At 51.4% G+C, this 22,846-nt stretch carries 19 protein-coding genes; 9 read left to right on the forward strand and 10 right to left on the reverse strand.

Going from position 1 to position 22,846, the window contains the following annotated elements:
• Positions 1 to 11 precede the first annotated feature (11 nt).
• From CHB92_RS21910 to CHB92_RS21930, 5 genes are all read right to left on the reverse strand, one after another.
• Positions 12 to 1,247 carry an exonuclease SbcCD subunit D C-terminal domain-containing protein gene (locus tag CHB92_RS21910; RefSeq protein ID WP_089321385.1) on the reverse strand — a complete coding sequence of 412 codons (1,236 nt, stop codon included), beginning with the start codon at positions 1,245 to 1,247 and terminating at the stop codon, positions 12 to 14.
• Between the two features lie 198 nt (positions 1,248 to 1,445).
• Positions 1,446 to 1,853: a rhodanese-like domain-containing protein gene (locus CHB92_RS21915; RefSeq protein ID WP_245842805.1), complete on the reverse strand. Its 408-nt coding sequence runs from the start codon at positions 1,851 to 1,853 to the stop codon at positions 1,446 to 1,448.
• A gap of 101 nt (positions 1,854 to 1,954) precedes the next feature.
• A complete protein-coding gene (locus tag CHB92_RS21920) occupies positions 1,955 to 2,260 on the reverse strand; it encodes an ArsR/SmtB family transcription factor (RefSeq protein WP_089321386.1) in 306 nt (101 codons plus the stop codon).
• Between the two features lie 193 nt (positions 2,261 to 2,453).
• Entirely contained in the window at positions 2,454 to 3,965 is a 1,512-nt protein-coding gene (locus tag CHB92_RS21925; RefSeq protein ID WP_089321387.1) for a catalase, read from the reverse strand.
• A gap of 202 nt (positions 3,966 to 4,167) precedes the next feature.
• Positions 4,168 to 5,310 (reverse strand): BamA/TamA family outer membrane protein, encoded by a 1,143-nt coding sequence (locus tag CHB92_RS21930; protein ID WP_245842807.1) that lies wholly within the window; start codon positions 5,308 to 5,310, stop codon positions 4,168 to 4,170.
• 216 nt (positions 5,311 to 5,526) lie between these two features.
• On the opposite strand from CHB92_RS21930, the gene CHB92_RS21935 reads away from it, so the two are divergent.
• On the forward strand, positions 5,527 to 8,541 hold the full coding sequence (locus CHB92_RS21935; RefSeq protein ID WP_089321388.1) for an amidohydrolase family protein: 3,015 nt from the start codon (positions 5,527 to 5,529) through the stop codon (positions 8,539 to 8,541).
• Positions 8,542 to 8,620: 79 nt separating this feature from the next.
• Complete coding sequence (locus CHB92_RS21940; protein ID WP_089321389.1) at positions 8,621 to 9,961, forward strand: amidohydrolase family protein; 1,341 nt, start codon at positions 8,621 to 8,623, stop codon at positions 9,959 to 9,961.
• A 116-nt stretch (positions 9,962 to 10,077) separates the two neighbouring features.
• Here the strand turns inward: CHB92_RS21940 and CHB92_RS21945 are convergent, their stop codons facing one another.
• Together CHB92_RS21945 and CHB92_RS21950 are read right to left on the reverse strand one after the other, a co-directional pair.
• Positions 10,078 to 11,124, reverse strand: a complete 1,047-nt coding sequence (locus tag CHB92_RS21945) for an alkaline phosphatase D family protein (RefSeq protein WP_179223130.1) — start codon at positions 11,122 to 11,124, stop codon at positions 10,078 to 10,080.
• A 128-nt stretch (positions 11,125 to 11,252) separates the two neighbouring features.
• Positions 11,253 to 13,052, reverse strand: coding sequence for a M61 family metallopeptidase (locus tag CHB92_RS21950; RefSeq protein WP_089321391.1), 1,800 nt, complete (start codon positions 13,050 to 13,052; stop codon positions 11,253 to 11,255).
• 302 nt (positions 13,053 to 13,354) lie between these two features.
• Between CHB92_RS21950 and CHB92_RS21955 the strand changes: the two genes are divergently transcribed.
• Both CHB92_RS21955 and CHB92_RS21960 read left to right on the forward strand, forming a co-directional pair.
• Complete coding sequence (locus CHB92_RS21955; RefSeq protein ID WP_089321392.1) at positions 13,355 to 14,299, forward strand: hypothetical protein; 945 nt, start codon at positions 13,355 to 13,357, stop codon at positions 14,297 to 14,299.
• 141 nt (positions 14,300 to 14,440) lie between these two features.
• Positions 14,441 to 14,926, forward strand: coding sequence for an META domain-containing protein (locus CHB92_RS21960; RefSeq protein ID WP_089321393.1), 486 nt, complete (start codon positions 14,441 to 14,443; stop codon positions 14,924 to 14,926).
• 130 nt (positions 14,927 to 15,056) lie between these two features.
• Here CHB92_RS21960 and CHB92_RS21965 read toward each other — a convergent pair whose 3' ends face one another.
• On the reverse strand, positions 15,057 to 15,479 hold the full coding sequence (locus tag CHB92_RS21965) for a helix-turn-helix domain-containing protein (RefSeq protein WP_179223131.1): 423 nt from the start codon (positions 15,477 to 15,479) through the stop codon (positions 15,057 to 15,059).
• A 539-nt stretch (positions 15,480 to 16,018) separates the two neighbouring features.
• Positions 16,019 to 16,357, reverse strand: a complete 339-nt coding sequence (locus CHB92_RS21970) for a hypothetical protein (RefSeq protein WP_089321395.1) — start codon at positions 16,355 to 16,357, stop codon at positions 16,019 to 16,021.
• Between the two features lie 246 nt (positions 16,358 to 16,603).
• On the opposite strand from CHB92_RS21970, the gene CHB92_RS21975 reads away from it, so the two are divergent.
• Both CHB92_RS21975 and CHB92_RS21980 read left to right on the forward strand, forming a co-directional pair.
• A complete protein-coding gene (locus CHB92_RS21975) occupies positions 16,604 to 18,127 on the forward strand; it encodes a gluconokinase (protein WP_089321396.1) in 1,524 nt (507 codons plus the stop codon).
• Positions 18,128 to 18,286: 159 nt separating this feature from the next.
• Positions 18,287 to 19,603 carry a gluconate:H+ symporter gene (locus CHB92_RS21980; protein WP_089321397.1) on the forward strand — a complete coding sequence of 439 codons (1,317 nt, stop codon included), beginning with the start codon at positions 18,287 to 18,289 and terminating at the stop codon, positions 19,601 to 19,603.
• A gap of 84 nt (positions 19,604 to 19,687) precedes the next feature.
• Here the strand turns inward: CHB92_RS21980 and CHB92_RS21985 are convergent, their stop codons facing one another.
• On the reverse strand, positions 19,688 to 19,969 hold the full coding sequence (locus tag CHB92_RS21985) for a GNAT family N-acetyltransferase (RefSeq protein ID WP_089321398.1): 282 nt from the start codon (positions 19,967 to 19,969) through the stop codon (positions 19,688 to 19,690).
• 264 nt (positions 19,970 to 20,233) lie between these two features.
• Here CHB92_RS21985 and CHB92_RS21990 point away from each other — a divergent pair, with 264 nt between their 5' ends.
• From CHB92_RS21990 to CHB92_RS22000, 3 genes are all read left to right on the forward strand, one after another.
• Positions 20,234 to 21,466 (forward strand): multidrug effflux MFS transporter, encoded by a 1,233-nt coding sequence (locus tag CHB92_RS21990; RefSeq protein ID WP_089321399.1) that lies wholly within the window; start codon positions 20,234 to 20,236, stop codon positions 21,464 to 21,466.
• A 36-nt stretch (positions 21,467 to 21,502) separates the two neighbouring features.
• Positions 21,503 to 21,964 (forward strand): DUF4268 domain-containing protein, encoded by a 462-nt coding sequence (locus tag CHB92_RS21995; RefSeq protein WP_089321400.1) that lies wholly within the window; start codon positions 21,503 to 21,505, stop codon positions 21,962 to 21,964.
• Between the two features lie 346 nt (positions 21,965 to 22,310).
• A complete protein-coding gene (locus tag CHB92_RS22000) occupies positions 22,311 to 22,844 on the forward strand; it encodes a gluconate 2-dehydrogenase subunit 3 family protein (RefSeq protein WP_245842809.1) in 534 nt (177 codons plus the stop codon).
• The last annotated feature ends 2 nt before the right edge of the window (positions 22,845 to 22,846 follow it).

A 22,846-nucleotide genomic window follows, 5' to 3' on the forward strand; every position in this document is an offset into this window, starting at 1 on the left:
GTTAAGCCCGGTCAGGCTGTCAGGTCAGCGTCCTCCTGGCCCATCAGTTCCAGTAGTTCTGCAAAGGTAGTCAACAGTTCGGAGTGGTCACTCTCAGGGAAGGCGCTTTCGCAGCGCTTCAGGAACACCTCTTTTTCGCGCAGGGTGTGCAAGTCCGCTTCTTCCTGTACCTGTTGCTCCAAAGCTTGGCGCGTGGCCTTTATGCTGGGTGGCCGGTGGATAAGCAGTTGCAGCTCGGGTTTGTGGGAAAGCACTTCCTCTATTTGTTGGTTCAGGTCGGGGAGGGCAGCTTCCAGTTCTACTTGTAGCTCTGCCCATGCCGTGAGGGCGAAGGCACTGTTATCGAAAGTAGCCAGGTCTTGTTTTACTTTCTCCAGGGAGCCTTTAAAACGGATGAGCTTACGGCAGCAGGGAACTTCTATTTCCCGCAGGTCTGCCAGCTTTCCTGCCTCAAAATCCAGGACATACACGACCTTTTTATCCGCCACCTCACTAAAGCTAAGGGGAATAGGAGAGCCAGAGTAGCGGATATGGTGGCTGCCATTTACTTTCTGCGGTCGGTGCAGGTGCCCTAGCGCCACATAGTCAAACTCTTTGGGGAACTGGTCGGCCCCAATTTGGCCCAGGTTGCCCACGTGTATCTCTTTCTCACTGTCAGAGGCCGAACCGCCTGCCGCAAACAAGTGCCCCATTGCTACGACTGGTACTGCTGCTCGCTTATAGGAAGCCAGGTGCGGCACAAAAGCGGCATAGTGGGCGGCAATACCTTGCTTGATACGGGCTTCCCGTTCCTCAAAACTCTCGCCGGGCACGGACAGGCGTACATCACGATCACGTAGAAAAGGCACGGCGCAAACAACAAGTTGTACCTGGCCTTGCTCATCCTTCACTTCAATTAACTCGTCTAGCGGTTCGGGGCTAGCCCCTCCGATGACATGGATGTTAAAGCACTCCAGTAATTCCTTCGGGGCATTGAGCGTAGAGATGGAGTCGTGGTTGCCGCCTGTAACAATGATATGCTTGCAGCAGGTAGCGCAGACTTTTGTCAGGAAGTTGTAGTACTGCCGGAGGGCGGTGTTGGAGGGAGAGCCGTTGTCGAACACGTCGCCGGACATGAGTAATACCTCTACCTGCTCTTGTTCTATTGTCTGTAGCAACCAGTCTAAAAAATGTTGGTGCTCTTCTGTGCGCTCGAGGTTAACGAGCCGCTGGCCCAGATGCCAGTCTGATGTGTGTAATACGCGCATGTCCCAGTCTTTTTCTCCAATACTGCCCTAAGTTACATCAGGATATAGGGATATTGCAAGGAGAAAAGGACGGAAAACAGACACAAGCTCCGGTCGGCGAAACCGAAGAGGCTTGCCTTAGGGAAAACAAAAAGTCCCGATCTTTTTAGAAAAGATCGGGACCGGGTAAAAAAGCTTCAACGAACGTTACCGGAAAGGCTATGGCGCAATCGAGCCTTCTTCAGTCGGTACGCCTGCCTCTTTCAGAGCCGGATAGCCGCCTATATTATAAATATGCTTAAAACCTGCCTGTCGCATCATTTCAGCGGCTTTGCCGCTGCGGTTGCCAGAGGCGCAATAGAGGTAATACTTTTTGTCTTTGTCCCAGTCTTTCATCTCTTCCGCAAACGCTCCGCCCCGAAAGTCAGAATTCTCCGCCCCGTCCAGGTGCCCTGTGGCATACTCTTCTGGGGTGCGCACATCCAGCAACACTGTTTTACGGCTCATGCGCTCCTGAATAAACTCGGCTGGAGTAAGTTGCTGTACAGCTACAGGGGGCTGTTGTTGCGGACCAGCGCAGGCCCAGGCTGCTCCGGCCAGCATTACGGCAATGAGTGTCTTTTTCATGGGGGCTCTTAATCGACTGTTCTTTTAAGTAAAAGCTCAAAGCTTTACGGATTGTTAATTTACAGGATTAGACGCGGTTTTCATACAAAATACGATGGCTGTTATAAAACCTGTGAGCCATTGATCACATCTATAATGTTGGTGATGCTGGTGTCGGTCAGGAAGTAATGGACGTTCTTCCCCTGGCGTTGCGTATCCACCAGTCCTTTATCACGCATATTGGTGAGGTGGTGGGACAGCAGCGACTGCTCTATTTGTAGCACCTCCTGTATCTGGCTTACAGTCAGGCGCTCGCGTTGTTCTAAAAGGTCAATGATACTAATGCGTACAGGGTGTGCTACACATTTCAGTACATAAGCGGCCCTTTCCAACTTCTTCTGGTCAACCCGTACTTTTAAGGAACTCATGTAATTTAAATATTAGCTATATAATAGGTATGAACATGTCTTCATGTTTCAGAGAGTAGTACAATTAATCTCAGGCTGTAGTTCCGTATCTTTCTATAAAAGGACGCAGGGTTTATACACTGGCACAAAAAAAGCAGCGCCGGAATACTCCGGCGCTGCTTAGGGTATAAAAAACAGGAAAAGGAAAACAGGATTATACGCTGGGCTGCATAGACCCTCCGGTATGTGCGGTTACGTCTACCCCCAGTCCTTGTGCGACACCTAGCCCAAGGCTGATATCGGCGCGGAAGAAGTGGCATAGCTGACGGTTAATGATCAGGTCGCGCTTCGGTCCGCCGATGCCTTTCATGGCCCCCACGATGTTCTTGATCGTGTTTTGCTTCTCTTCTGCTGTCATCAGTCGGAACAGGTCACCTGGCTGTGTGTAGTGGTCGTTTTCGCCTTCCGCATTACGGTCGAAAGAGTCTGCCACTACGTTCTGGCCCAGGTGCTCTGCTGGCTGCTTGTACTTTTCATCCGCATAGCTGTCATCGAAGCTGTTCGGGAAGTAGTTGGGCTTGCTGCCGCCGTTTCCATCCACACGCATGGCACCATCACGCTGGTAGTTGTTTACGGCGAACGGGCAGCGGTTTACCGGGATCTGCTCATAATTCGCACCTAAACGGTAACGCTGGGCATCCGGGTAACCCAGGATGCGGCCCTGCAGCATTTTGTCCGGCGAAAAGCCGATGCCGTCTACAATGTGGGCCGGGGCAAAAGCCGACTGCTCTACGTGCGCAAAGTAGTTATCCGGATTCTCATTCAGTTCCAGCACCCCCACATCCATCAGTGGGAAATCTTTCTGCGACCACACTTTCGTCACGTCGAATGGATTCCACTTATAGGTAGCGGCCTCTGCTTCGGTCATAATCTGCACTTTAACCGCCCAGCGGGGGAAGTCACCTCTGTCAATCGCCTCTACCAAGTCGCGCTGCGCCTGGTCCGGGTCTATGCCTTTCATGCGGGTTGCCTCCTCGTCGGTAAAGTTCTGAATGCCCTGGAGGGTCTTGAAGTGGAACTTCACGAATACCCGCTCATTCTCTGCGTTGATGAAAGAGAAGGTGTGGCTGCCAAAACCATGCATATGGCGGTAAGAGAGGGGGGTGCCACGGTCACTCATCAGGATCATCACCTGGTGTAGGCTCTCGGGATTCAGGCTCCAGAAGTCCCACACCATCGTAGCGCTCTTACAGTTGGTATACGGGTCACGCTTTTGTGTATGGATAAAGTCCGGGAACTTCTTCGGGTCTTTGATAAAGAAAACAGGCGTGTTGTTTCCTACCAGGTCCCAGTTGCCGTCCTCGGTATAAAACTTCAGGGCAAAGCCACGTGGGTCGCGCTCGCTGTCTGCACTGCCTTTCTCGCCACCTACTGTTGAAAAGCGCAGGAACACGCGGGTTTCTTTCCCGACCTCGCTGAATACTTTAGCGCGGGTGTACTTCGTGATGTCATGTGTTACCTTGAAGGTGCCGTAAGCGCCGGAACCTTTGGCATGCACCACGCGCTCGGGAATACGCTCACGGTTAAAGTGAGCCAGTTTCTCGTGCAGGAAGAAGTCCTGCAGTAACAGTGGGCCACGCGGACCAGCAGACTGGCTGTCTTCATAATCATACACAGGCTTGCCGGAGGCAGTGGTTAGGCGGGTATTTCTTTCTTTATCACTCATGGTTAAAAGCGTTGAGATTATCTGTTGTTGATGTCTCAAAAGTATTTCTAACCACTATATATATCAAATCGATTGATTTTATGATGTTATAGGGTGTGTCTATAATTAGGTAAAAGCAACAGTAGGATTCAAGTAAGAGCCAGCAGGGGACAGGTTGACAAGTAAGGGACCCGATGACAAAGCTTGGTTTAACAGCCTGCTCTTAAAAGGCCTCGCCGATTACTACATAGAAGTTACTACCCTCGCGCCCGTAGCCTAAATCGATTCGTATGTTCAGTTTCTCCTCCTGGCTTAAGGCATAGCGTAGCCCAGAGCCAACAGAATATTTAAGGGTAGAGAAACGCACATCCGACGGCTGGTCAAACACGTCCCCCAAGCCGGCAAAGGCAGCCAGGCCGAAGCGACGGTACAAGGGGAAACGGTACTCGACCTGGGTACCGACAAAGTTGTCGTCTAAAAAACGGTTGCGGGCATAACCGCGCAGGATTTTATCGCCGCCCGCAGGGGCCAGACGCATGACCGGCACCTCTCCCTTGTTCAGGTTTAACACCGTGTTGAAAGCCAGCACCCGGCCGGGCTTCAGTTCCAGGTATTTGCTAAAGTTCAGGTTTACGTTCCGGTAGTCGAAGTCTCCGCCCAGCATGTTGCCAAAGTTGTACAAAGAGACTTCGAAGAGCGTGCCCTTGCTGGCAAAAGCGGTGTTATCACGGGTGTCGAACAGAAGAACCAAACCTGCCCCACTGTTCAGGCCGCCTTTGTAGCCCGTAATCTGCTGTGCCAGCAAAAGGCTTTCCCGGCCCTCACTTAGGGAGTCAGCGCTTAGGTTATAGTAATTGGTTAACAGAAAGTCCAGCCCCAGAAAAACATGATGTCCCAGGTTCTTCAACCCACCAAGCCTGGCGCTTACATAAGAGTATTTGTACCTGCCCTCGTCTTCCAAGGGGGTACTGTTCCCGATCCCATAAAACCTGTCGGTATATACCCGGTGGCGTAACTCGCCGCGCAGCAGGTACTTTTCCTCCCGGGTAAATACGCTCCATTCCAGTTGCTGGTCCATTTGCTTGTTTAGGGTATAGTCGGCTAACAGGCGGGCAGTGGAAAGGCGGGTATAACTGGAATCCGTGTGGCTCCTCAGGCGCATGATACCAATAACAGCGGCTCCCAGGCCAAGGCGGGTGTCAGGGGTGTAGTATACCACTGGTATTGGGATAAGGCTTTTCACGCTACTTTCGCTGCCTTTCATAGCAGTCGTGGTGTCGGCTGGGAACGACGGTGCCATCGCACTGGTCTTGTAACAGGAAATTCCGCCGCAGAATAGCAGCAGGAGGTACAGGTATTTTTTCATAGTTCTACTGCTGCTAAAGGATGTGATTGGTGCTTTTACCTTCCTGGCTTTCAGCTAGTAAGTACACACCTTAAAGAAACTAAATATAGCATATAGCGGTCACAGTAACTACAGATGCTGCAAAGGCAAGAAAAATAAAGTTATGGTTGGATTCTATGTTAGGACATCACTACATTTGGATATCTAACTTTATACCAATCACCTTAATAACACCTGATGAAAAAAATCTTTACCATTGCAGCCTGCCTGGCCCTCAGTGCGGGCAGTGTAATGGCGCAGGAGACTTTTCCGCGCAACGGAGTGTATGATGAGCGCTCCGGGCTGGTGGCGCTCACCAACGCCACCATTCACACTGATTACAAAACCACCCTGCCCAACGCAACACTGCTTATCCGTAACGGAAAGGTAGTAGAAGTTGGCGCTGGCGTAAAAGTGCCGGCAGGGGCTGTGGTGGTAGATGCCAAAGGCAAGCATATTTACCCGGGCCTGGTGGACATGTTCACCGACTACGGCCTGCCAGAGGTGAAAGAAGAGCGCAGAGGCTACGGCTCGCCTCCTCAACCCGAGTCGGAGAAGCAGGGTGCTTATAACTGGAACCAGGCAATTCGTCCGGAAACGAATGCCGTAGAGCTTTTTACGGTAGATAAGAAGAAGGCCGAAGAGCTGCGCAAGCTCGGTTTCGGGACTGTGCTTGCGGTGCACCGTGATGGGATTGCCCGTGGTACAGCTGCCCTCGTAACACTAGCCGACAAGCGTGAGAACGAAGTTGTGTTGCTGGACAAGGCTGCAGGTGCGCTTTCGTTTGACAGGGGCTCTTCGAAGCAGGACTACCCTAACTCTTTGATGGGGGCCGTTGCCCTGTTGCGCCAGACCTACCTGGATGCCCAGTGGAATGCCCAGAACCCGGGGAAAGAGCAGAACATCTCCCTAAAGGCTTTTGCTGAGGCTAACAAGTATCCGCAGATTTTTGAAGTAGACAACAAGCTGAACGTACTACGTGCCGATAAAGTAGGTGACGAGTTCGGAAAGCAGTACATCATTAAAGGCGCCGGTGATGAGTACCAGGCCCTACAGCAGGTAAAGGCGACTAAGGCCCCGATCATCCTGTCGCTTAATTTCCCGGATGCCTATAACGTGGAAGATCCGTTTGATGCCCGTCGTGTATCCTTAGAGGACATGAAGCACTGGGAAATGGCCCCTGCCAATGCGGCTATGCTGCAAAAAGCAGGAGTGACCATCGCCTTTACCGCTTCTGATCTGAAAGACAAGAAAGATTTCCTGCCTAACCTGCGCAAAGCGGTGCAGTACGGCCTGTCCGAAGAGGAAGCCTTGAAAGCTCTCACAGCTACGCCTGCGCAATTGCTTCACGTGGAAAACAAGGTGGGTAGCCTGAACAAAGGCATGCTGGCCAACTTTATCATTACCAGCGACAACCTGTTTGCGAAGGATAACATCATCCTGGAGAACTGGGTGCAGGGCAACCAATATAAGATTACGGAGGTGCCGGCTGACTACCGCGGGGTGTACACCCTGAAAATGGACGGGCAGCCAGCACGTAGGCTTCTGGTGTCTGGCTCGTTGGAAAAGCCAGAGCTGAAGGTGATCGCGCAGGACACCGTGAAAGGCAAGATATCTTTCAACGGTAACCTGGTGACGATCTCTTTTGAGAAGGACAAGAAAAGTAACGAGACGATCCGCCTGAGCGGTTGGGCTGCTGGGAAGAACCTGCAGGGCGAAGGCCAGCTACCGGATGCTTCTACTGTGAAATGGGAGGCTGCTTTTGCGGAGGCGACAACAGAGAAGCAGAAGAAAGAAGAGGCGAAAGAGGCTGTAGCGCTTGGAAACATGATCTATCCTTTTCAGGCCTTTGGGCAGGCAGAACTGCCAAAACAGGAAACAGTGCTGATCAAGAATGCTACTGTCTGGACGAACGAGAAAGAAGGCAAGCTGGAGAACGCAGACGTGTTGCTGAAGAATGGCAAAATCGCTAAAGTAGGCAAGAACCTGAGCGAGTCGGGTGCCCGCGTGATTGACGGAACCGGCAAGCACGTAACGCCAGGCATCATCGACGAGCACTCCCACATTGCCCTGGACGGCGTGAACGAAGGCACGCAGTCCGTTACCGCTGAGGTGCGTATGTCTGACGTCGTTGACCCGGAGGATATCAATATCTATCGCCAGTTAGCAGGCGGTGTTACCACCTCACAGCTATTGCATGGCTCTGCCAACCCGGTGGGTGGGCAGTCGGCTGTGGTAAAGCTCCGTTGGGGCAAGAGCGCCGATGAGATGCTGATCAAAGACGCGAAGTTCATCAAGTTTGCCCTGGGCGAGAACGTGAAGCACTCCAACCGCAGCCGCGAGCACAGCATCCGTTTCCCACAGTCCAGAATGGGAGTGGAGCAGGTGTATGTAGATGCCTTTACGCGTGCCAAAGAGTATGAGCAAAACTGGAAAGCCTATAATAAGCTGAGCAAGCGTGAGAAGGCCAAAACGCCGGCCCCACGTCGTGACCTGGAGTTGGAGGCGCTGGTAGAGATCCTGAACGACGAGCGCTTTATCACCTGCCACTCTTACGTGCAGTCAGAGATCAACATGATGATGAAAGTGGCCGAAGAGATGGGCTTTAAAGTAAACACCTTCACGCACATCCTGGAAGGTTATAAGGTAGCCGATAAGATGAAGGAGCACGGCGTGGGCGGCTCTACGTTCGCTGACTGGTGGGCCTACAAGATGGAGGTGAAAGATGCCATCCCGTACAACGCAGGCATTATGAACCAGGTAGGCGTGGTAACAGCCATCAACTCGGATGATGCGGAAATGGCCCGTCGTCTGAACCAGGAAGCAGCCAAGTCCGTGAAGTATACGGGCATGAGCGAGGAAGAAGCCCTGAAAATGGTGACCCTGAACCCGGCCAAGCTCCTGCACCTGGACGACAGAATGGGTAGCCTTAAAGAAGGCAAAGACGCTGACGTGGTGCTATGGAATGAGAACCCGCTTTCGATCTATGCCAAACCGCTGAAGACTTTCGTGGACGGTGTTGCTTACTACGACCTGGAGCGCGACGAGCAGCTGCGCGAAGAACTGGAGAAGGAGCGTGTGCGCCTGGTGCAGAAGATGCTTCATGCCAAAGAGGGCGGTGCTAAAACACAGGCTCCGGTGAGCAAGAAAGTGCGCGTGCTGCACTGCGAGGAAGTGGAGCAGGATGCGGAAGAAAGCTACTTTGCTTATTAATTTATGGAAGGAGAAAGAGCTTAACAGTTAATAGTCCTTTGCAAGCGGTTAAGCATTCAGCAATTCAACAATCAACATCATGAAGATCAATAGAAAATATATTTCAGCTTTCGTGGCACTGCTGCTAAGTGTACCTGTATTGGCACAGGTCCCTGCACCGGCGCCTAAGCAAAGCAAGCCCGTGCTACTGAAAGGGGCCACCCTGCACGTAGGCAACGGTACAGTGGTAGAGAATGCCGCGGTAGGATTTGACAAGGGCAAGATTACCTATGCCGGGCCGCAGAACGGGGCAAACCTGAGTGGCTATGAAGTAGTGGACGTAACAGGACAGCATATTTACCCTGGCCTGATTCAGCCCAATTCTGCCCTTGGTCTGAACGAGGTGGAAAGCGTGCGCGCCACCATCGACTGGAACGAGGTAGGGGAGTTTAACCCGAACGTGCGCTCCCTTATCGCCTATAACACGGATTCGGACATTATCCCTACCATACGTGCCAATGGCGTACTGATGACGCAGGTAACACCGGTGGGGGGCACTATCTCCGGGTCCTCTTCCATTGTGCAACTGGACGCCTGGAACTGGGAGGATGCCGTGCTGAAAGCGGATGAAGGCATTCACCTGAACTGGCCTTACATGTTGGTGGAAACTGGCAACAGCCGCAATGACGCCAGGCTCAAGAGAATGGCAGAGCAGCGCGAGCAGACGCTAACGGAACTAGGTGCCTTGCTGCGCGATGCCGCCGTATACAAGGCCGGGAAGCAGGATAACGAGAACCTGAAGCTCGCCTCGATGACTGGTCTGTTCGACGGCTCAAAAAAGCTGTACATCCACGCCAACTATGGTAAGGAGATCGTGGAGGGGGTAACTTTCGCGAAAAAGTACGGGGTGAAGGATATTGTGGTGGTAGGTGCCCGTGATGCTGTCGTGGTGGCGGATTTCCTGAAAGCCAATAACGTATCAGTGATTTACTCCGGCGTACATGCCCTGCCTTCCCGTGCCGAGGAGGACGTGGACATGCCGTATAAAACGCCTTACCTGCTGTATAAAGCCGGTGTGCCTTTCGCGCTGGACTATGACCTAGCGATCCATGGTATCCGTAACCTGCCCTTTATTGCCGGTACGGCCGCTGCCTATGGACTGGACAAAGAGCAGGCATTGGCTGCTGTATCGCTGAACACGGCCAGGATCCTAGGCATCGACAAGCAGACAGGCTCTGTAGAGGTGGGTAAAGATGCGACGTTAGTGGTATCTACTGGCGACTTGCTGGACATGCGCACGAACGATGTAACCCAGGCCTTTATTCAGGGGCGTAAGATTGATCTGAACAATAAGCAGAAGTACCTGTACGAGAAGTTCGAGAACAAGTACAAAGCACAGGAGAAGGTTGACGGAACTGTTCCTACGACCATGAGTAACTAATATTTTTCGAAGGAGTCTAACAAAAAAGGGAGCTGCCAGAATCTGGCAGCTCCCTTTTTTATGCTTTCAACTCAATCTCTCTTCATTGCCCTCAGCTCTTTTGAGCAGGGAAATGGTTACTGCATGGCACTAACCGCTTGCTCCTTCTTCTCATAAATCACCTGCTTTTCCAGTAGCACTTTGTTGCCTTTCCCTCTGATCTGCATGGTAATGGCTGTGTTATCTTTTCCCCAACTGATATCCAGCACACCAAAGTTTAGCGTTCCTACCTGCTCTCCAATGCGGTAAGGATTACCTTTGCTGCTGGCTTTCCGATGATGCGTCATGCCACTGGAGGTGATTTCGTAGAGAGGGTATTTGTAGCCTTCTAAGCTAATTTTACCTAGCTCGCCTACGTGCCTGTCACCTGACAGGATGATGGGGATGGCAGGCTTTGTTTTCTCTAACAATGCGAGCAAACGCTTGCGGGTATTGGGGTAGGCTGACAGGTTGGTATAGGCATGGCCGGTTGGTAGCACCTGCATGCCACTTACAATGAGGTGTACGCTGGCGTCGCTGTTGGTTAGCTCTTGTTCCAGCCATTGCCATTGTGCTTCATGCAGTACTTTGCCCTTCCAGTTCGGCAAATAAAGCCCAAACATCTTGTTAAAGCTATCGCGGTGATAGCGTTCGTCTAACAGCAGTACCTTTACTTTCTGCTCGCCTTCCCCTATCGTATAGCTGCGGTAAATGCCCTCCTGCTTTCGTACAGGGGCGTCTTTCGGTACTCCCATAAAGTCCAGGAAGAGTTGCTGGCTTTGCGCTTTCCAGGCAAACTCGCCGCCCGCATCATTGTAACCGAAATCGTGGTCATCCCAGGTACCGGTAACAGGTGTATGTTTCAGCAGTTCCTGATAGCCGGGCTGTTGTAGCTGTCTGTTGTACTTGCTTGCCAGGGTGTCCATGCTGTGGGTGTCGGCGTAGATATTATCCCCTAACCAAACCCACAGGTCTGGCTGTGTAGCATTAATGCTGGGCCAGAGTGGCTGTGGCTCATCCTGGCTGTTGCAGGACCCAAAGGCAATGCGCGTAGTGCCTTGCGACTGTGCAGGGCTGGAAATAAAAGCGGCGGTAAGTAAGAGCACAAGGGCTAACACAGGAGCCAGGGGCGATTTCTTTAGCATAAGGTTTGCAAATGTGCCACAGTAACGACAACGAGCAACTGCTTGTTCCATTGCCCTAAAAAAGAAAACCCCTGCACCAGAGAGTACAGGGGGCTCAATAAGAAGTATAAACAAACAACAAACTCTACTTACATGTTTTTCATCCAGCTGTTCCGCAAGGCTACTTGTTGCGGCGTTGCCTGCTGGTCCAGCTCAAACAGGTGCTTTAGTACTTCTTCTTTCTCCTGTACCTTGCAAATGACCTCCTGCTTTTTCCCGTCGCGCTCTATCGTTAAGGTATAGCGATCGCCGGGCTGGAGGTTATGCAGCTGGCCCAGCACCTGGGTCGCGTTCTGCAAGGTAAGGGTGGTCCCGTTCAGGGCCAGGAGGGCATCCATGTCACGAAGGCCAGCTTCCTGCATTTCGGCTTCTACCTTGGCTATGCGAAGCCTGCCATCCGGCACCGATAAACCATAGCCCAGGCCTTTTATCTTGTTGCCAGTGCTCTTCGCAGCAGTGTACTGGATGCCTAGCTTACTGTAGTATTCTGCTACAGGTAGCGGTTCTGCGTTTTTGATGTAGCGGTTGAAGAAATCCCCTATCTCGGGATAGGTCTTAGCTGTGAATATTTCGAAGAAATCCTTCTCAGGGAAGGCCTTGCTAGGGCCATACTCTTTCGATAGTTCGTTAACCACCTCACGCAATCCGCGCTTGCCACCAGACAATTCCAGCAGGCGGATGTCGAGGAGAGCGGCAGTTAAAGCGCCACGGTTGTAGATGTTGCCGTATTGCTTTTGCCCTTCAGGGGTGTAAGAAGTGAGGGCGAGTTTTAGCAGGCTATAGTTCTTGTCCATCTGGTCGTCATAGGCCAGCTTGCGGCTCAAGTCCTTCAGGTAAGCGGGCAAGTCCATCAGGCCTCCGCGCAGCTGCATCATGTCCGAAGCCCACTCGGTGGTGCCCTCGTACAGCCACAGGTGTTGCGAAGGCGTCGGCTTCACGAAGTTGAACTGCTCGATGACCTCACTGTGGATGTTGAGCGGCGTGATCACATGGAAAAACTCATGGGCGGCGATATCTGTCACATGCTGCGCATAGGCAGGTGTCAGGTCCTGTTCCTTCATCACGTACTCGGAGCTGTAAGAGTGCTCCCAGGCACCCCACGACTCGTCCTCGAAGTGGTACAGGAACGTGTAACGGTCCACCGGAAAGTCTACCACAAACTTGTTTGCCGCCTCCAACATGGAGGTCATGTTCTGCAGCAGGTCTTCGGACTGAATTTTGCCTGTTTTAGAGTAGGTGTAAATGTCGATGGTGGTTCCGTTATAATCTGTTGCAGCCTTCGTCAGGGTGCCAGCCAGAATGGGGGAGTCAACGGCATGATCGTAGTTGTTGGCCGTGTAGTATCCTTTTGCGTCTTTGCTAAGCGCGGTGCCTACCAACCATTCCTGTGGATAGGCCAGCTGAATGCGGAAGGGCTGTGCCTGTAAGCCTTGGATATAGCCGAACACGCCCTGTCCGTTAATGAGTGCATGGTCCGGCTCCAGGGAAGTACCGCACATCGCATACACCCGATTCTCCTCTACCGGTGTATCCCACGTTTCGGCTATCTGGTAAGTGATTTTGCGCACCTTTTTAGGTTGGCTCAGCTGCCATTGGTTCGTGCTGATCTGCTTTACTTCCAGCTCACGGCCTTTTTTGTCATAGGCCTTGAAGTCATGCACAAAGCGACCAATGTCCATGGTCTGGTAAGTGCCTGGTGCTGTGGCGGCAAACTGAAAAACGTTGTTTTCATTTTTCAGGCCCTTCACCTCCAGGCGCACCTTGAAGCGGTCATCGGCGCGGTCGTTCAGGTTTACATAATAGGTAAGTTCTGGCGCCTTTGCTGCTTCGGCATGAGGGGAGAGTGCAAGCAGCGCGAAAAGTCCCAGCGCAGTAGTTAATTTCTTCATAGATTGGAAATGGCCTTATAGGTAGTGTTTTGTGAAACACTTTATAAGCGAAATGTATTAAACCCTTTCTTTATCACCTAATGAAATAGATAAACGGCTTCTTTATCTCGACGAGCGTGTCGTTGCTCCAGCTCATAAAGAGTAGTTCTGAATTGCTACAGCGGAGCAAGCATCTTGTGCTGAATTCAAAGAGCTGGTTTAGGTGGTTAGGAAGCTTTGGTTTTTAAGGGCAGGACAAACGTTGACGGCTCAGGTCCGTTAATACAGGTAACGAAACGAATTTAAACCTAAAACCAATAACTATGGAAAGAGACAGCAGATATTACGACCGCGACTACCGGAACAGAGACTACAGCGACGAATTTAATGAGCAGCTGTACAACAACGATAACCGCTATAACAATTACAATAGTACGAACGACTACAGTAGAAGCAACAGCTATAACAACAGTAGCCGCGGCGGCGATTTGGATACCTACCGAAGCCGCTACAGCAGCGGTGGCAATTACTATGGCATGCGCGATGAGAACGCAGCGTACAGGAACGTGCGGAGCACTGGTAGAACAGACTTTGGCAGTAGCGGGCCAGCCGTAGGTGGCGCTGGTGGCAGAGGTGGCTACAGCGGAAGTAACAGAAACGAGAACGAAGACCATTATCGCTATGGCGATCCGAACCCTTACATGGGCTACGACCGCAATGGCGGCTATGAGCGCACGAGAGGCACAGGCTGGCGCAGTTCAGACGACAGTGCAAGCAGTGACAGAGACGGCTTTACCCGGGAGGACAGTAACTACGAAAATGGCAGACGGGGTAGGCGCTTTGAGTCCTTGGGCCGAAGCAGAAGCTCGTATGACTCAGATCAGGGGAAGAGAACGTGGCATCCCAATGACCGCAGAAGTTACAACATCGGTACCGAAGATCAGTACTTTGACCGCTCTGCCTGGGACCACACCCGTTGGGACAATAACTTTGACCCAAGTGACTCCAACCGATATTCGGGCCGCTATCAAAGCGATGATGATACAGACAGGGAAGACTACCGCTACAGTGGGCGTATACAGGACGTGGACCGGGAGGATAACTATGCTACTGGGCTCTACAGCAACAACCGCTCTTACTTAAGCGATCAGGAAAACAGTGACGGAGACCGTTACAGCCGCCGCGAAAGACGCGATGACAGGTCTGGACCGGACTACTCGTACAGGTCCCCAATCAGGAGTTATGGTCGTGGTGAGTACCGCGGATAAATAACGACCGAAATAATTGAAAAAAAGCCTGCCGTCAGAACGGCAGGCTTTTTTTGTGCTGTACCCTAACCCATAGGCCTTCGTAAAGCAAAGGGCAGGGGCAAAGCAACCTGCTTCTGCACAAGCACGAAAACAACAACCATGAAACAGTTAAGCTATATACTTACCGCCTTTCTGTTAACAGTATTATTAGGCAGTTCCTGTACCGTGAAAAACCAGAACCTGGCATCGGAGGTCTACACCATAAGAGATGCCTATTGGATGCTTATGTCCCTGGAGGGCTTGGAGGTGCCCACCAACTTAGGTACACGTACGGCTTATATCCGGTTTCAGGAAAACGAGAACGATGTGCACGGTTTTACAGGCTGCAACAAGTTCTCGGGTAGTTATACCGAGAATCCGGAGGCACAGACCCTGGAGCTGGCGGACCTGAGCGCTACAGAAGTGGCTTGTCCTGATATGGAGATGGAAAACAAGCTGATGCGCGTGTTGGAAAGGGTGGATGCTTACCGGCTTTCCGACAACATCCTGACCCTGTACGATAATGATAAGGCTGTTGCGACTTTTATTACCGGCACCCGGCGTAGCCTTGACCTGGAAGTGCAGGACGAACTGATTGCGGACTAGCTTTATGCATTTAGCGTCAGTTGCCCGTGCCTTCTGTGTAAGCCCAACTGTAACAGCACTGTGAAAAGAAAAGCCATGGGCGTAAAGAGCAGCCCATGGCTGTAACGGGAAACAGCATTTGCGCTGTCTCCTATTGGGCTGTTTTCAGCAACAGGTCGTTAAACTTTTCCAACAGGGTAATGTATTTGCGCTGTAGCGTAACCAGCTCCTGCTCGTATTCCTTCGTGTTGTTAGGCCTGTAGGCTGTCTCCTGTGGCTCTCCGTCGAAGGGGAGCAGCAAGTTACTGCTAGAGCTAGAAGGTGCCTTGGGCAACTCTTTCTTTACAGTTTTACTCAGATGCGGGAATTCCTGTGAAAAGTCGTGGTGGATAACTTCTCCCAGCTTTAGAATAAAGCTGTAGGGAATGCTGGACTCCTTAAACTTATTGTAAAGTGTTTTACGGCTGATGCCCAATTTCTCTGCCACTATACCCACTGCAACACCACTCGCCTTAATGGCATCCCGAATGATTTCTCCTCGGTGTGTACTTGATTTAATGTCCGTCTTTTTCACGTTACCTGCTTTTAAGGGTGATAGGATGTTTACAAAAATAGGTAATTAACATACTCGGAATACGGGTGTGGACAAATATTACACGTTTGTAATACTTGTGCATAAGTCTTTTAATTAAAACTTATTAGTTAACAGGTGTTTATGTGAGCGTAGGCACAGGGAGGCAGGAGAAAGCTTGTTGCATATACACACTTTATCCACATTCTTCATAGGAAAAACAGGGGTGTACTGTAACCGCTGCAGGATAGGCAGGAGCGGCCCTGACATGTCAAAGGTCTTCGGAACGACAGGTTCCGAAGACCTTTGACGCTACGGCTTATGTTTTTTCTGATTCCGGCGATCCTCGTACCGGAAGTACACAGTCAGCATCGACAGAAAAGTCAGTACGGCAAAAAGAGTTAAGTAATTCATCGGGTTGGGATTTAGGAGTTGCATCGTTCCACAGCAGCAGGAGTAGGTACACAGAAGCGTGTATATAGCAGAGCAGGTAGCATGAGAATGTGCTACTAAATGATACGGCTTCACAAGAAGGGAAACTGCTAAGGGCCTTTGGGAACGATGCAGGAGAAGTTGCGGGAGCGCAGCGCCGGGGGTGTAAAAACTGTCTCCGCTAGCATAAGGGCCATGGCGGAGTAAGCGGCGGGGCTGGCAGGGTAAAAGGCGATAGAGCTGCATTCCGGTCCAGGTACTGTCCCTGATCTGTTACCCTCCTGCACGAAGGGCATCAGGCTAGGGCATTGCCTTTTTGTTAGCTGTTTGCTCTGCTCACTAGGAGGAAGGGGAAAAGCCTTTGTCTCTTCCTGCATGAACAGCAGGAGCCACACGATGGGGAACATCGCAAGATGCAGCCGGAATGGGAGGTGTACGTGTGTCGGCATCAGGGCAAGGCTTAGACCAGCGCAGGTAATACGTAGAATGCTGGTGGGAGATCTAGCACCTGCCGCAAATTATTGACTGTGTTTATTTCTGTAAGGGGCTGTCCTGTTGCCAGACAGGCTTTGCGCTTTTTTCCAGAAGGTTATAGAGCTATTTTTCAATATAGTGCTATATTTATACTCGAACCAGGGCTACGGGCTCCAAAATCTTTTGAACATACACAAGCCTGTCTCTCGTACTAAACTTACATGAAACAGCAAGCTATTATTGGTGTAGACATTGGGACAACCAGTACAAAAGCAGTAGCCTTTGGTGTGGCTGGAAAGCCGCTGTTTCAGTACGCCGTCGAGTACCCTATACTAAGTACCGACCCGGAGATGGCGGAACAGGACCCGGACCAGGTGTTTGAAGCAGTCTTAAAGGCTTTAAAAACGGTTAGTACCCTGGTAGTGGAAGGTGAGTACAGCCTAAAGGGGGTAAGCTTTAGCAGTGCGATGCACAGCCTTATCGCGATGGATGGGGAGGGTAGCAGGCTGACCAACTGCATTATCTGGGCTGACACCCGGAGCAAGGCACAGGCCAATGCCCTGCGAGGGACCCCCAAAGGCCTGGATATTTACCTGCAAACGGGCACTCCCATTCATCCCATGTCCCCTTTGGTTAAACTGGCCTGGCTCCGGGAGAAGCATCCGGCTACGTTCGAGAAAACAGCGAAATTCATCGGAATCAAAGAGTACGTTTTCTTTAAGCTCTTCGGAGAGTATAAAGTGGACTACTCGATTGCCTCTGCCACCGGCCTTTTCAATATCTTTACCCTAGACTGGTACCCGGAAGCACTGGAGGTGGCCGGCGTAACGGCAGACGTACTACCGGAGCCTGTGCCTCCTACCTATAGTTTCCGCTCTCTGAAGCCGGCGTATGCCCTGAAACTGAGCATACCTGCCTCAGTGCCTTTTGTAATAGGAGCAAGTGACGGATGCCTGGCGAACTTAGGCTCGAATGCTGTGCAGGCAGGGCATGGTGTCGTCACGATTGGTACGAGTGGCGCCATCCGGGTAACGTCCGATAAGCCTGCTACAGACCAACTGGAGCGCATCTTCAGCTACATCCTTACCCCAGAGCACTACGTGTTAGGGGGGGCGGTAAACAACGGTGGAGTAATTCTGCGCTGGTTCCGGGACAACTTCTATGCCCTTGAGGCGGCAGAAGCGAGGCGAAACGAAATCGACCCCTACGACCTGATGGCAGAGAAGGCAGCTGCTATCCCGCCCGGGTCGGATGGGCTCTTGTGCCTGCCCTACCTGCTAGGAGAACGTTCGCCTATCTGGGATGCCTCAGCCCGCGGATGCTTCATTGGGGCGCATTATAACCACACCCGTGAGCACTTCCTCCGGGCTATGATGGAGGGCGTAATCTTTGGGGTATACAGCGTCGGCAAGGCCCTTGAGCAAACGGTAGGTCCTATTGATGCTATTTATGCCAACGGAGGTTTTTCGAAGTCTGCCATGTGGGTACAAATGCTGGCGGATGTTTTTAACAAAAAAGTAATGCTGACCGAGACACCGGAGGGCTCTGCGTTTGGGGCTGCCGTGCTGGGTATGTACGCACTGGGGATGATTGAAAACCTGGAGGAAGCGGAGCAGATGATCACAGTTACCCAGACGTTTGTACCTGACCAAGCGGTGCACCAGCAGTACATGCATAATTATACTTTGTTTGAGGAGCTTTACCCCAAACTAAAGGACACTTTCCAAAAATTTACTGAATGGTAGGGGCGGCGGCATGATTGGCTTCGTGTTCATAACAAATTATGCTTATCTGAACAGTCAGCTGTTTGGGATAACTAACTCAGGCTAATTTTATCTATAGCAGGTGCCAGGGCTTTTGCCACTGTTGGCGCGGGCTTTAGAGGTACCATAAACCCTTTACCTATGCCGCTACTCATTGTTGTCGCAGGAGTTATTGTCCTGCTTATCCTGATTCTTGCGTTCAGACTGAATGCCTTTCTAGCCCTCATCTTGGTAGCCTTAGGGGTGGGTATCGCCGAGGGGATGCCCGTGAAGGATGCGCTGGAATCGGTACAGAAAGGAGTAGGGGACACGCTCGGCTCCCTGGTGCTCATTCTTGGCTTTGGCGCGATGCTGGGCAACCTGATATCGGAGAGTGGAGCGGCACAGCGGATTACCTATGGCCTGATCAGGCGCTTTGGTAAAAATAACTTGCAATGGGCTATGGTGCTGACGGGTTTCATTGTGGGCCTGCCCATGTTCTATACGGCTGGCTTTGTGATTCTTATCCCCTTGGTGTTTGCTGTGGCCTCCTCTGCCGGCCTGCCTCTGCTTTATGTAGGCGTTCCAATGGCGGCGGCGCTGTCTGTTACACACGGATTTCTGCCCCCACACCCCGGGCCCACAGCGATTGCCGTTATCTTTGAGGCAGACATTACCCTTACCTTGCTTTATGGGTTGTGCTTAGCCGTGCCTACCATTGTAATCGCCGGCCCCCTGTTCAGTCGTATGCTAAAGCGCTACAAAACAGAGCCCCCTCAAAACCTGTTTACCCAGAAGCAGTTTTCGGAAGCGGAGATGCCGGGTTATGGTGTCAGTATCTTCACAGCACTGGTGCCTATTCTGCTCATGGCCACAGCCGCGATCCTGTCGCTTCTGCTGCCGATCACCTCTCCGCTAAGGCAGGTGTTTGAGTTTATCGGGGACCCGGTTATTGCCCTGCTCATCTCTGTACTGGTAGCCATCTTTACCCTGGGTCTGAACCGGGGCAAGCCGATGAGTGAGGTCATGAAAACAGTAACAGACTCCATTGCGGGCATTGCCATGATTCTGTTGATCATTGGGGGAGGAGGGGCCCTGAAACAGGTACTGGTGGATAGCGGTGTGGGCAACGCGATCATCTCGCTCGTGGAGGATACGCAGTTGTCGCCGCTGTTTTTAGCCTGGTTTATTGCAGCGCTGTTGCGTGTGTGCCTGGGCTCCGCTACCGTGGCGGCCATCACGGCTGCTGGCATTGCATTGCCTCTGGTTGGCTCTACAGGGGTAAGCCCAGAGTTGATGGTGCTGACCATTGGGGCGGGCAGCCTCATGTTCTCACACGTAAACGATCCTGGCTTCTGGATCTTTAAAGAGTACTTTAATCTCACCATCCCGCAGACATTGGCCACCTGGTCGATCATGGAAACCATTGTTTCGGTGATGGGCCTGTTAGGGGTGCTGCTGCTAGACGCCTTTATTTAGATAAGCAAGATAAGGTATTTGCTTTGTTAAAGGGGATGGGGCCTAGCAAACAGCTAGGCCCCATCCCCTTTAACCTTATAAGGCTTACTTGGCGAGTAAGTCTTGGTAGGTATCGTGCTCGCGAATGTACCGGGCAACCACAGGACAGGAGGCGATGACCTGGAAGTTGTTTTCCCGGGCAAAGTTTAAGCCTGCTTCAATAAGCTCATTTGCCAGGCCTTTTCCTCTTGCTGGTGCAGGTACAAAAGTGTGGGTAAAATTTAAAACGTCGGAGGACGGCTTGGCATAGGCCAGCTCGGCGTTCTGCGTGCCCAAATCGACGGTAAACTGTTGGTATTCCTGGTCGTGTTTTACTTTTATGTCCATATCTAGCCTGTCGTATTAAATTAATTAAGCCGGACTTTAGCTGTTGCTATCCGGTGGCATGGCTACTTTAACGTTTCCTTTTGTATCAGGTTTATGGGGGAAGTACCGCTACTGGCATGCGCTAACTCCTCCTTCCCTTTGTAAAAAACCTCCCTCGGTTAGCGATAGCTATCTGTCCCGTAATTAATGCCTCTTATATGAGAAAACGGGTGTCTCCGGAATTGTTACGGTGCGTAGTATTATCTTTGCCCCTTAATTAAAGTTATGACGCGGAAACAGTACTTCATTATTGTTCTGATTTTAGGAGCGCTTTCTACAATCAGTCCATTTGCTATAGATATGTACCTGCCGGGCTTCCCGGCTATTGCAAAAGACCTTAACACGACGATCTCCCAAGTACAGCTGTCGCTGACAAGTTACCTGATTGGCATTTCGGCTGGCCAGTTGCTTTACGGGCCCTTGCTGGACCGCTACGGAAGAAAAACACCGCTGTATATCGGCCTGGTTGTTTACATTCTTGCCTCCCTGGGTTGTGCCTTCGTAAACTCGGCCGACTCGCTGATAGCCATGCGCTTTTTGCAGGCCGTTGGAGGCTGCGCCGGCATGGTGGCAGCGCAGGCGCTGGTGCGTGATATTTTCCCGGTAGATAAAACCGCTCAGGCCTTCTCATTGCTGACCCTGGTGATAGCGGTCTCACCCATGATCGCGCCTACCTTAGGGGGGTATGTAACAGCAGAGTTTGGCTGGCATGCCGTTTTTTTGATCCTGGCAGGCATCACAGTCCTTATCATGTTGGGGGTGTACGTTGCGTTACCAGAGGGGAAGCAGGCAGACCCTTCTATCTCGCTAAAGCCCAAACCCGTGCTAGGCAACTTCCTCATCGTACTGAAGCAGCCGCAGTTCCTGATTTATGTGTTAGCGGGTGGCATTGCCACAGCGGCCCCTTTTGCCTACATCGCGGGTTCGTCGGATGTTTTTATCAACATATACCACGTCAGTGAGAAGGAGTACGGCTGGATCTTTGCCTTTCTGGCTTTTGCGATGATCGGCTCAACACAACTGAACCATGTTCTCCTGAAGCGCTTTAGAAGTCAGCAGGTGGTATACGCGACCCTACTGTATCAGAATGTGGTAGGTATACTGTTGGTTGTCGGGGTGTGGCAGGGCTGGTTTGGCCTCTACAGCCTTATCTTGCTCATGTTCATCTTCCTGACGGGGCAGGGACTTACTAACCCAAATGCCTCGGCCCTGTCGTTGGCACCTTTTACAAAGCACACAGGCAGTGCAGCGGCCTTACTGGGTAGCTTCAGGATGGCCATGGGTGGCCTGGCCTCCGCTGTGGTGAGTATTTTACACAGTGGCACGGCACTGCCCATGGTCAGCGTGATGAGTCTTTGCACGCTGACAGGGCTTTTTATTCTGGTCGTTGGGAAGAGCACTGTCCGCTACCGGGCCAACAAACGGGAGGTGGAAGAAGATACGTCTGTGCTTTTATAGTTCTTTTTGTTTAGGCATTCCTCGTAAAACGCTACTATGTACACAAGAGAAGAAGCATCGCAGCTACGGCAGGCCTTCTGGACTGCCTTTGGGCAGTATATTGCGCCACAGCCCTCTGCCGAAGGACTGAAAATCAACTGGTCGAATTATAAAACAGGACTCAAGGACGTGTATTTCCGGATGCGGGCAGAGAAGAAGCAGGCCTCTATCGCAATTGAGCTTACACACCCTGACCCTGAAATCCAGGCTTTGTTCTTTGAGCAGTTTGAAGAACTGAAAAATGTGCTGCACGGGTACATGGGAGAGGAGTGGGACTGGTTACTGCATACCACCGATGAGTACGGCAGGGTAATCAGCAGCATACAGAAAGAACTGCCGGGGGTTAACGTGTTCAACAAAGAGGACTGGCCAGCCCTTATCTCATTTTTCAAGCCCCGGATCATTGCCCTAGACGAATTCTGGTCCGATGCCAAGTACACCTTCGAGGCCCTGAAGTAGCCTTGCTATGTTAGGCTTTAGCAGCATGAGCTTTATGTACTGCTTTTTCTGAAAGAGAGGTATAACACTGACCTGTAACTTGTTCCTGCTTTTAGGTCTATATTCTTTGATAGGCCACGCAAAACGGTGATTTGGGAAGCTGCAAAAAAATGAGTAATATGTACGTTCGTTTGAGCATATACCGGTAGAAGTCAGCCATTACTCACTTTTGTGTAAGGCTTAGTGGCGGTCTACGAACTATTATTTTAAAAAATCGCTTTTAATAGACGTAGTGCGTCTTTACTTGTTACCTGCTACGGCAAAGCGCTGAGATTTTGCATCACCCTTTTTTATACCAGTTTACCTTATGAAAAGACGAGTTCTGCTTAAGAACATGGCTTGGGCCGTTGTGGGCCTGGCAGTGCTCCCGGCCTGCGACTTTGGTAGCAAGAAAGCAACTGCCAAAGCTGTCGGTACTTCTTTGTCACCCAGCCAGGAAGAGCTTTTGGCTGAAGTCGTAGATACCATTATTCCAGCAACAGATACCCCAGGAGCCAAGGAACTGAACGTGCACAGTTTTGTGCAGCAAATGGTGACGGACTGTTACGAACCCAAGGTGCAGGAGAACCTGGTAAAAGGCCTGGATACGGTAGAGGAGCTTGCGGATAAATCCTTCAGCAAGTCTTTTGGGGCCTGCACTGGCGAGGAGCGGATAGAAGTGCTACGAAAAATGGAGAACGCCAAAGAGGAAGAACAGAAGGAGTTCTATTCCTTGGTGAAAGGGCTCACGGTGCGAGGCTACATGAACAGCGAGTACGTGATGACAAACCTTGTCAAGTACGAGGCAATCCCTGGCCATTACTATGGTTGTGTTCCGGTTAATGAAAAATCCCTTTCTTAAGA

It is taken from the genome of Pontibacter ummariensis (assembly GCF_900188175.1).
Taxonomy (GTDB): Bacteria; Bacteroidota; Bacteroidia; order Cytophagales; family Hymenobacteraceae; genus Pontibacter; species Pontibacter ummariensis.

Coding starts and splice junctions, on each gene's coding strand:
- CHB92_RS22000 (WP_245842809.1), top strand. CDS start 22,311: ATGAAAAGACGAGTTCTGCTTAAGAACATGGCTTGGGCCGTTGTGGGC.
- CHB92_RS21945 (WP_179223130.1), bottom strand. CDS start 11,124: ATGCTAAAGAAATCGCCCCTGGCTCCTGTGTTAGCCCTTGTGCTCTTA.
- CHB92_RS21950 (WP_089321391.1), bottom strand. CDS start 13,052: ATGAAGAAATTAACTACTGCGCTGGGACTTTTCGCGCTGCTTGCACTC.
- CHB92_RS21980 (WP_089321397.1), top strand. CDS start 18,287: ATGCCGCTACTCATTGTTGTCGCAGGAGTTATTGTCCTGCTTATCCTG.
- CHB92_RS21990 (WP_089321399.1), top strand. CDS start 20,234: ATGACGCGGAAACAGTACTTCATTATTGTTCTGATTTTAGGAGCGCTT.
- CHB92_RS21935 (WP_089321388.1), top strand. CDS start 5,527: ATGAAAAAAATCTTTACCATTGCAGCCTGCCTGGCCCTCAGTGCGGGC.
- CHB92_RS21930 (WP_245842807.1), bottom strand. CDS start 5,310: ATGAAAAAATACCTGTACCTCCTGCTGCTATTCTGCGGCGGAATTTCC.
- CHB92_RS21995 (WP_089321400.1), top strand. CDS start 21,503: ATGTACACAAGAGAAGAAGCATCGCAGCTACGGCAGGCCTTCTGGACT.
- CHB92_RS21985 (WP_089321398.1), bottom strand. CDS start 19,969: ATGGACATAAAAGTAAAACACGACCAGGAATACCAACAGTTTACCGTC.
- CHB92_RS21920 (WP_089321386.1), bottom strand. CDS start 2,260: ATGAGTTCCTTAAAAGTACGGGTTGACCAGAAGAAGTTGGAAAGGGCC.
- CHB92_RS21925 (WP_089321387.1), bottom strand. CDS start 3,965: ATGAGTGATAAAGAAAGAAATACCCGCCTAACCACTGCCTCCGGCAAG.
- CHB92_RS21970 (WP_089321395.1), bottom strand. CDS start 16,357: ATGCCGACACACGTACACCTCCCATTCCGGCTGCATCTTGCGATGTTC.
- CHB92_RS21960 (WP_089321393.1), top strand. CDS start 14,441: ATGAAACAGTTAAGCTATATACTTACCGCCTTTCTGTTAACAGTATTA.
- CHB92_RS21915 (WP_245842805.1), bottom strand. CDS start 1,853: ATGAAAAAGACACTCATTGCCGTAATGCTGGCCGGAGCAGCCTGGGCC.
- CHB92_RS21975 (WP_089321396.1), top strand. CDS start 16,604: ATGAAACAGCAAGCTATTATTGGTGTAGACATTGGGACAACCAGTACA.
- CHB92_RS21955 (WP_089321392.1), top strand. CDS start 13,355: ATGGAAAGAGACAGCAGATATTACGACCGCGACTACCGGAACAGAGAC.
- CHB92_RS21940 (WP_089321389.1), top strand. CDS start 8,621: ATGAAGATCAATAGAAAATATATTTCAGCTTTCGTGGCACTGCTGCTA.
- CHB92_RS21910 (WP_089321385.1), bottom strand. CDS start 1,247: ATGCGCGTATTACACACATCAGACTGGCATCTGGGCCAGCGGCTCGTT.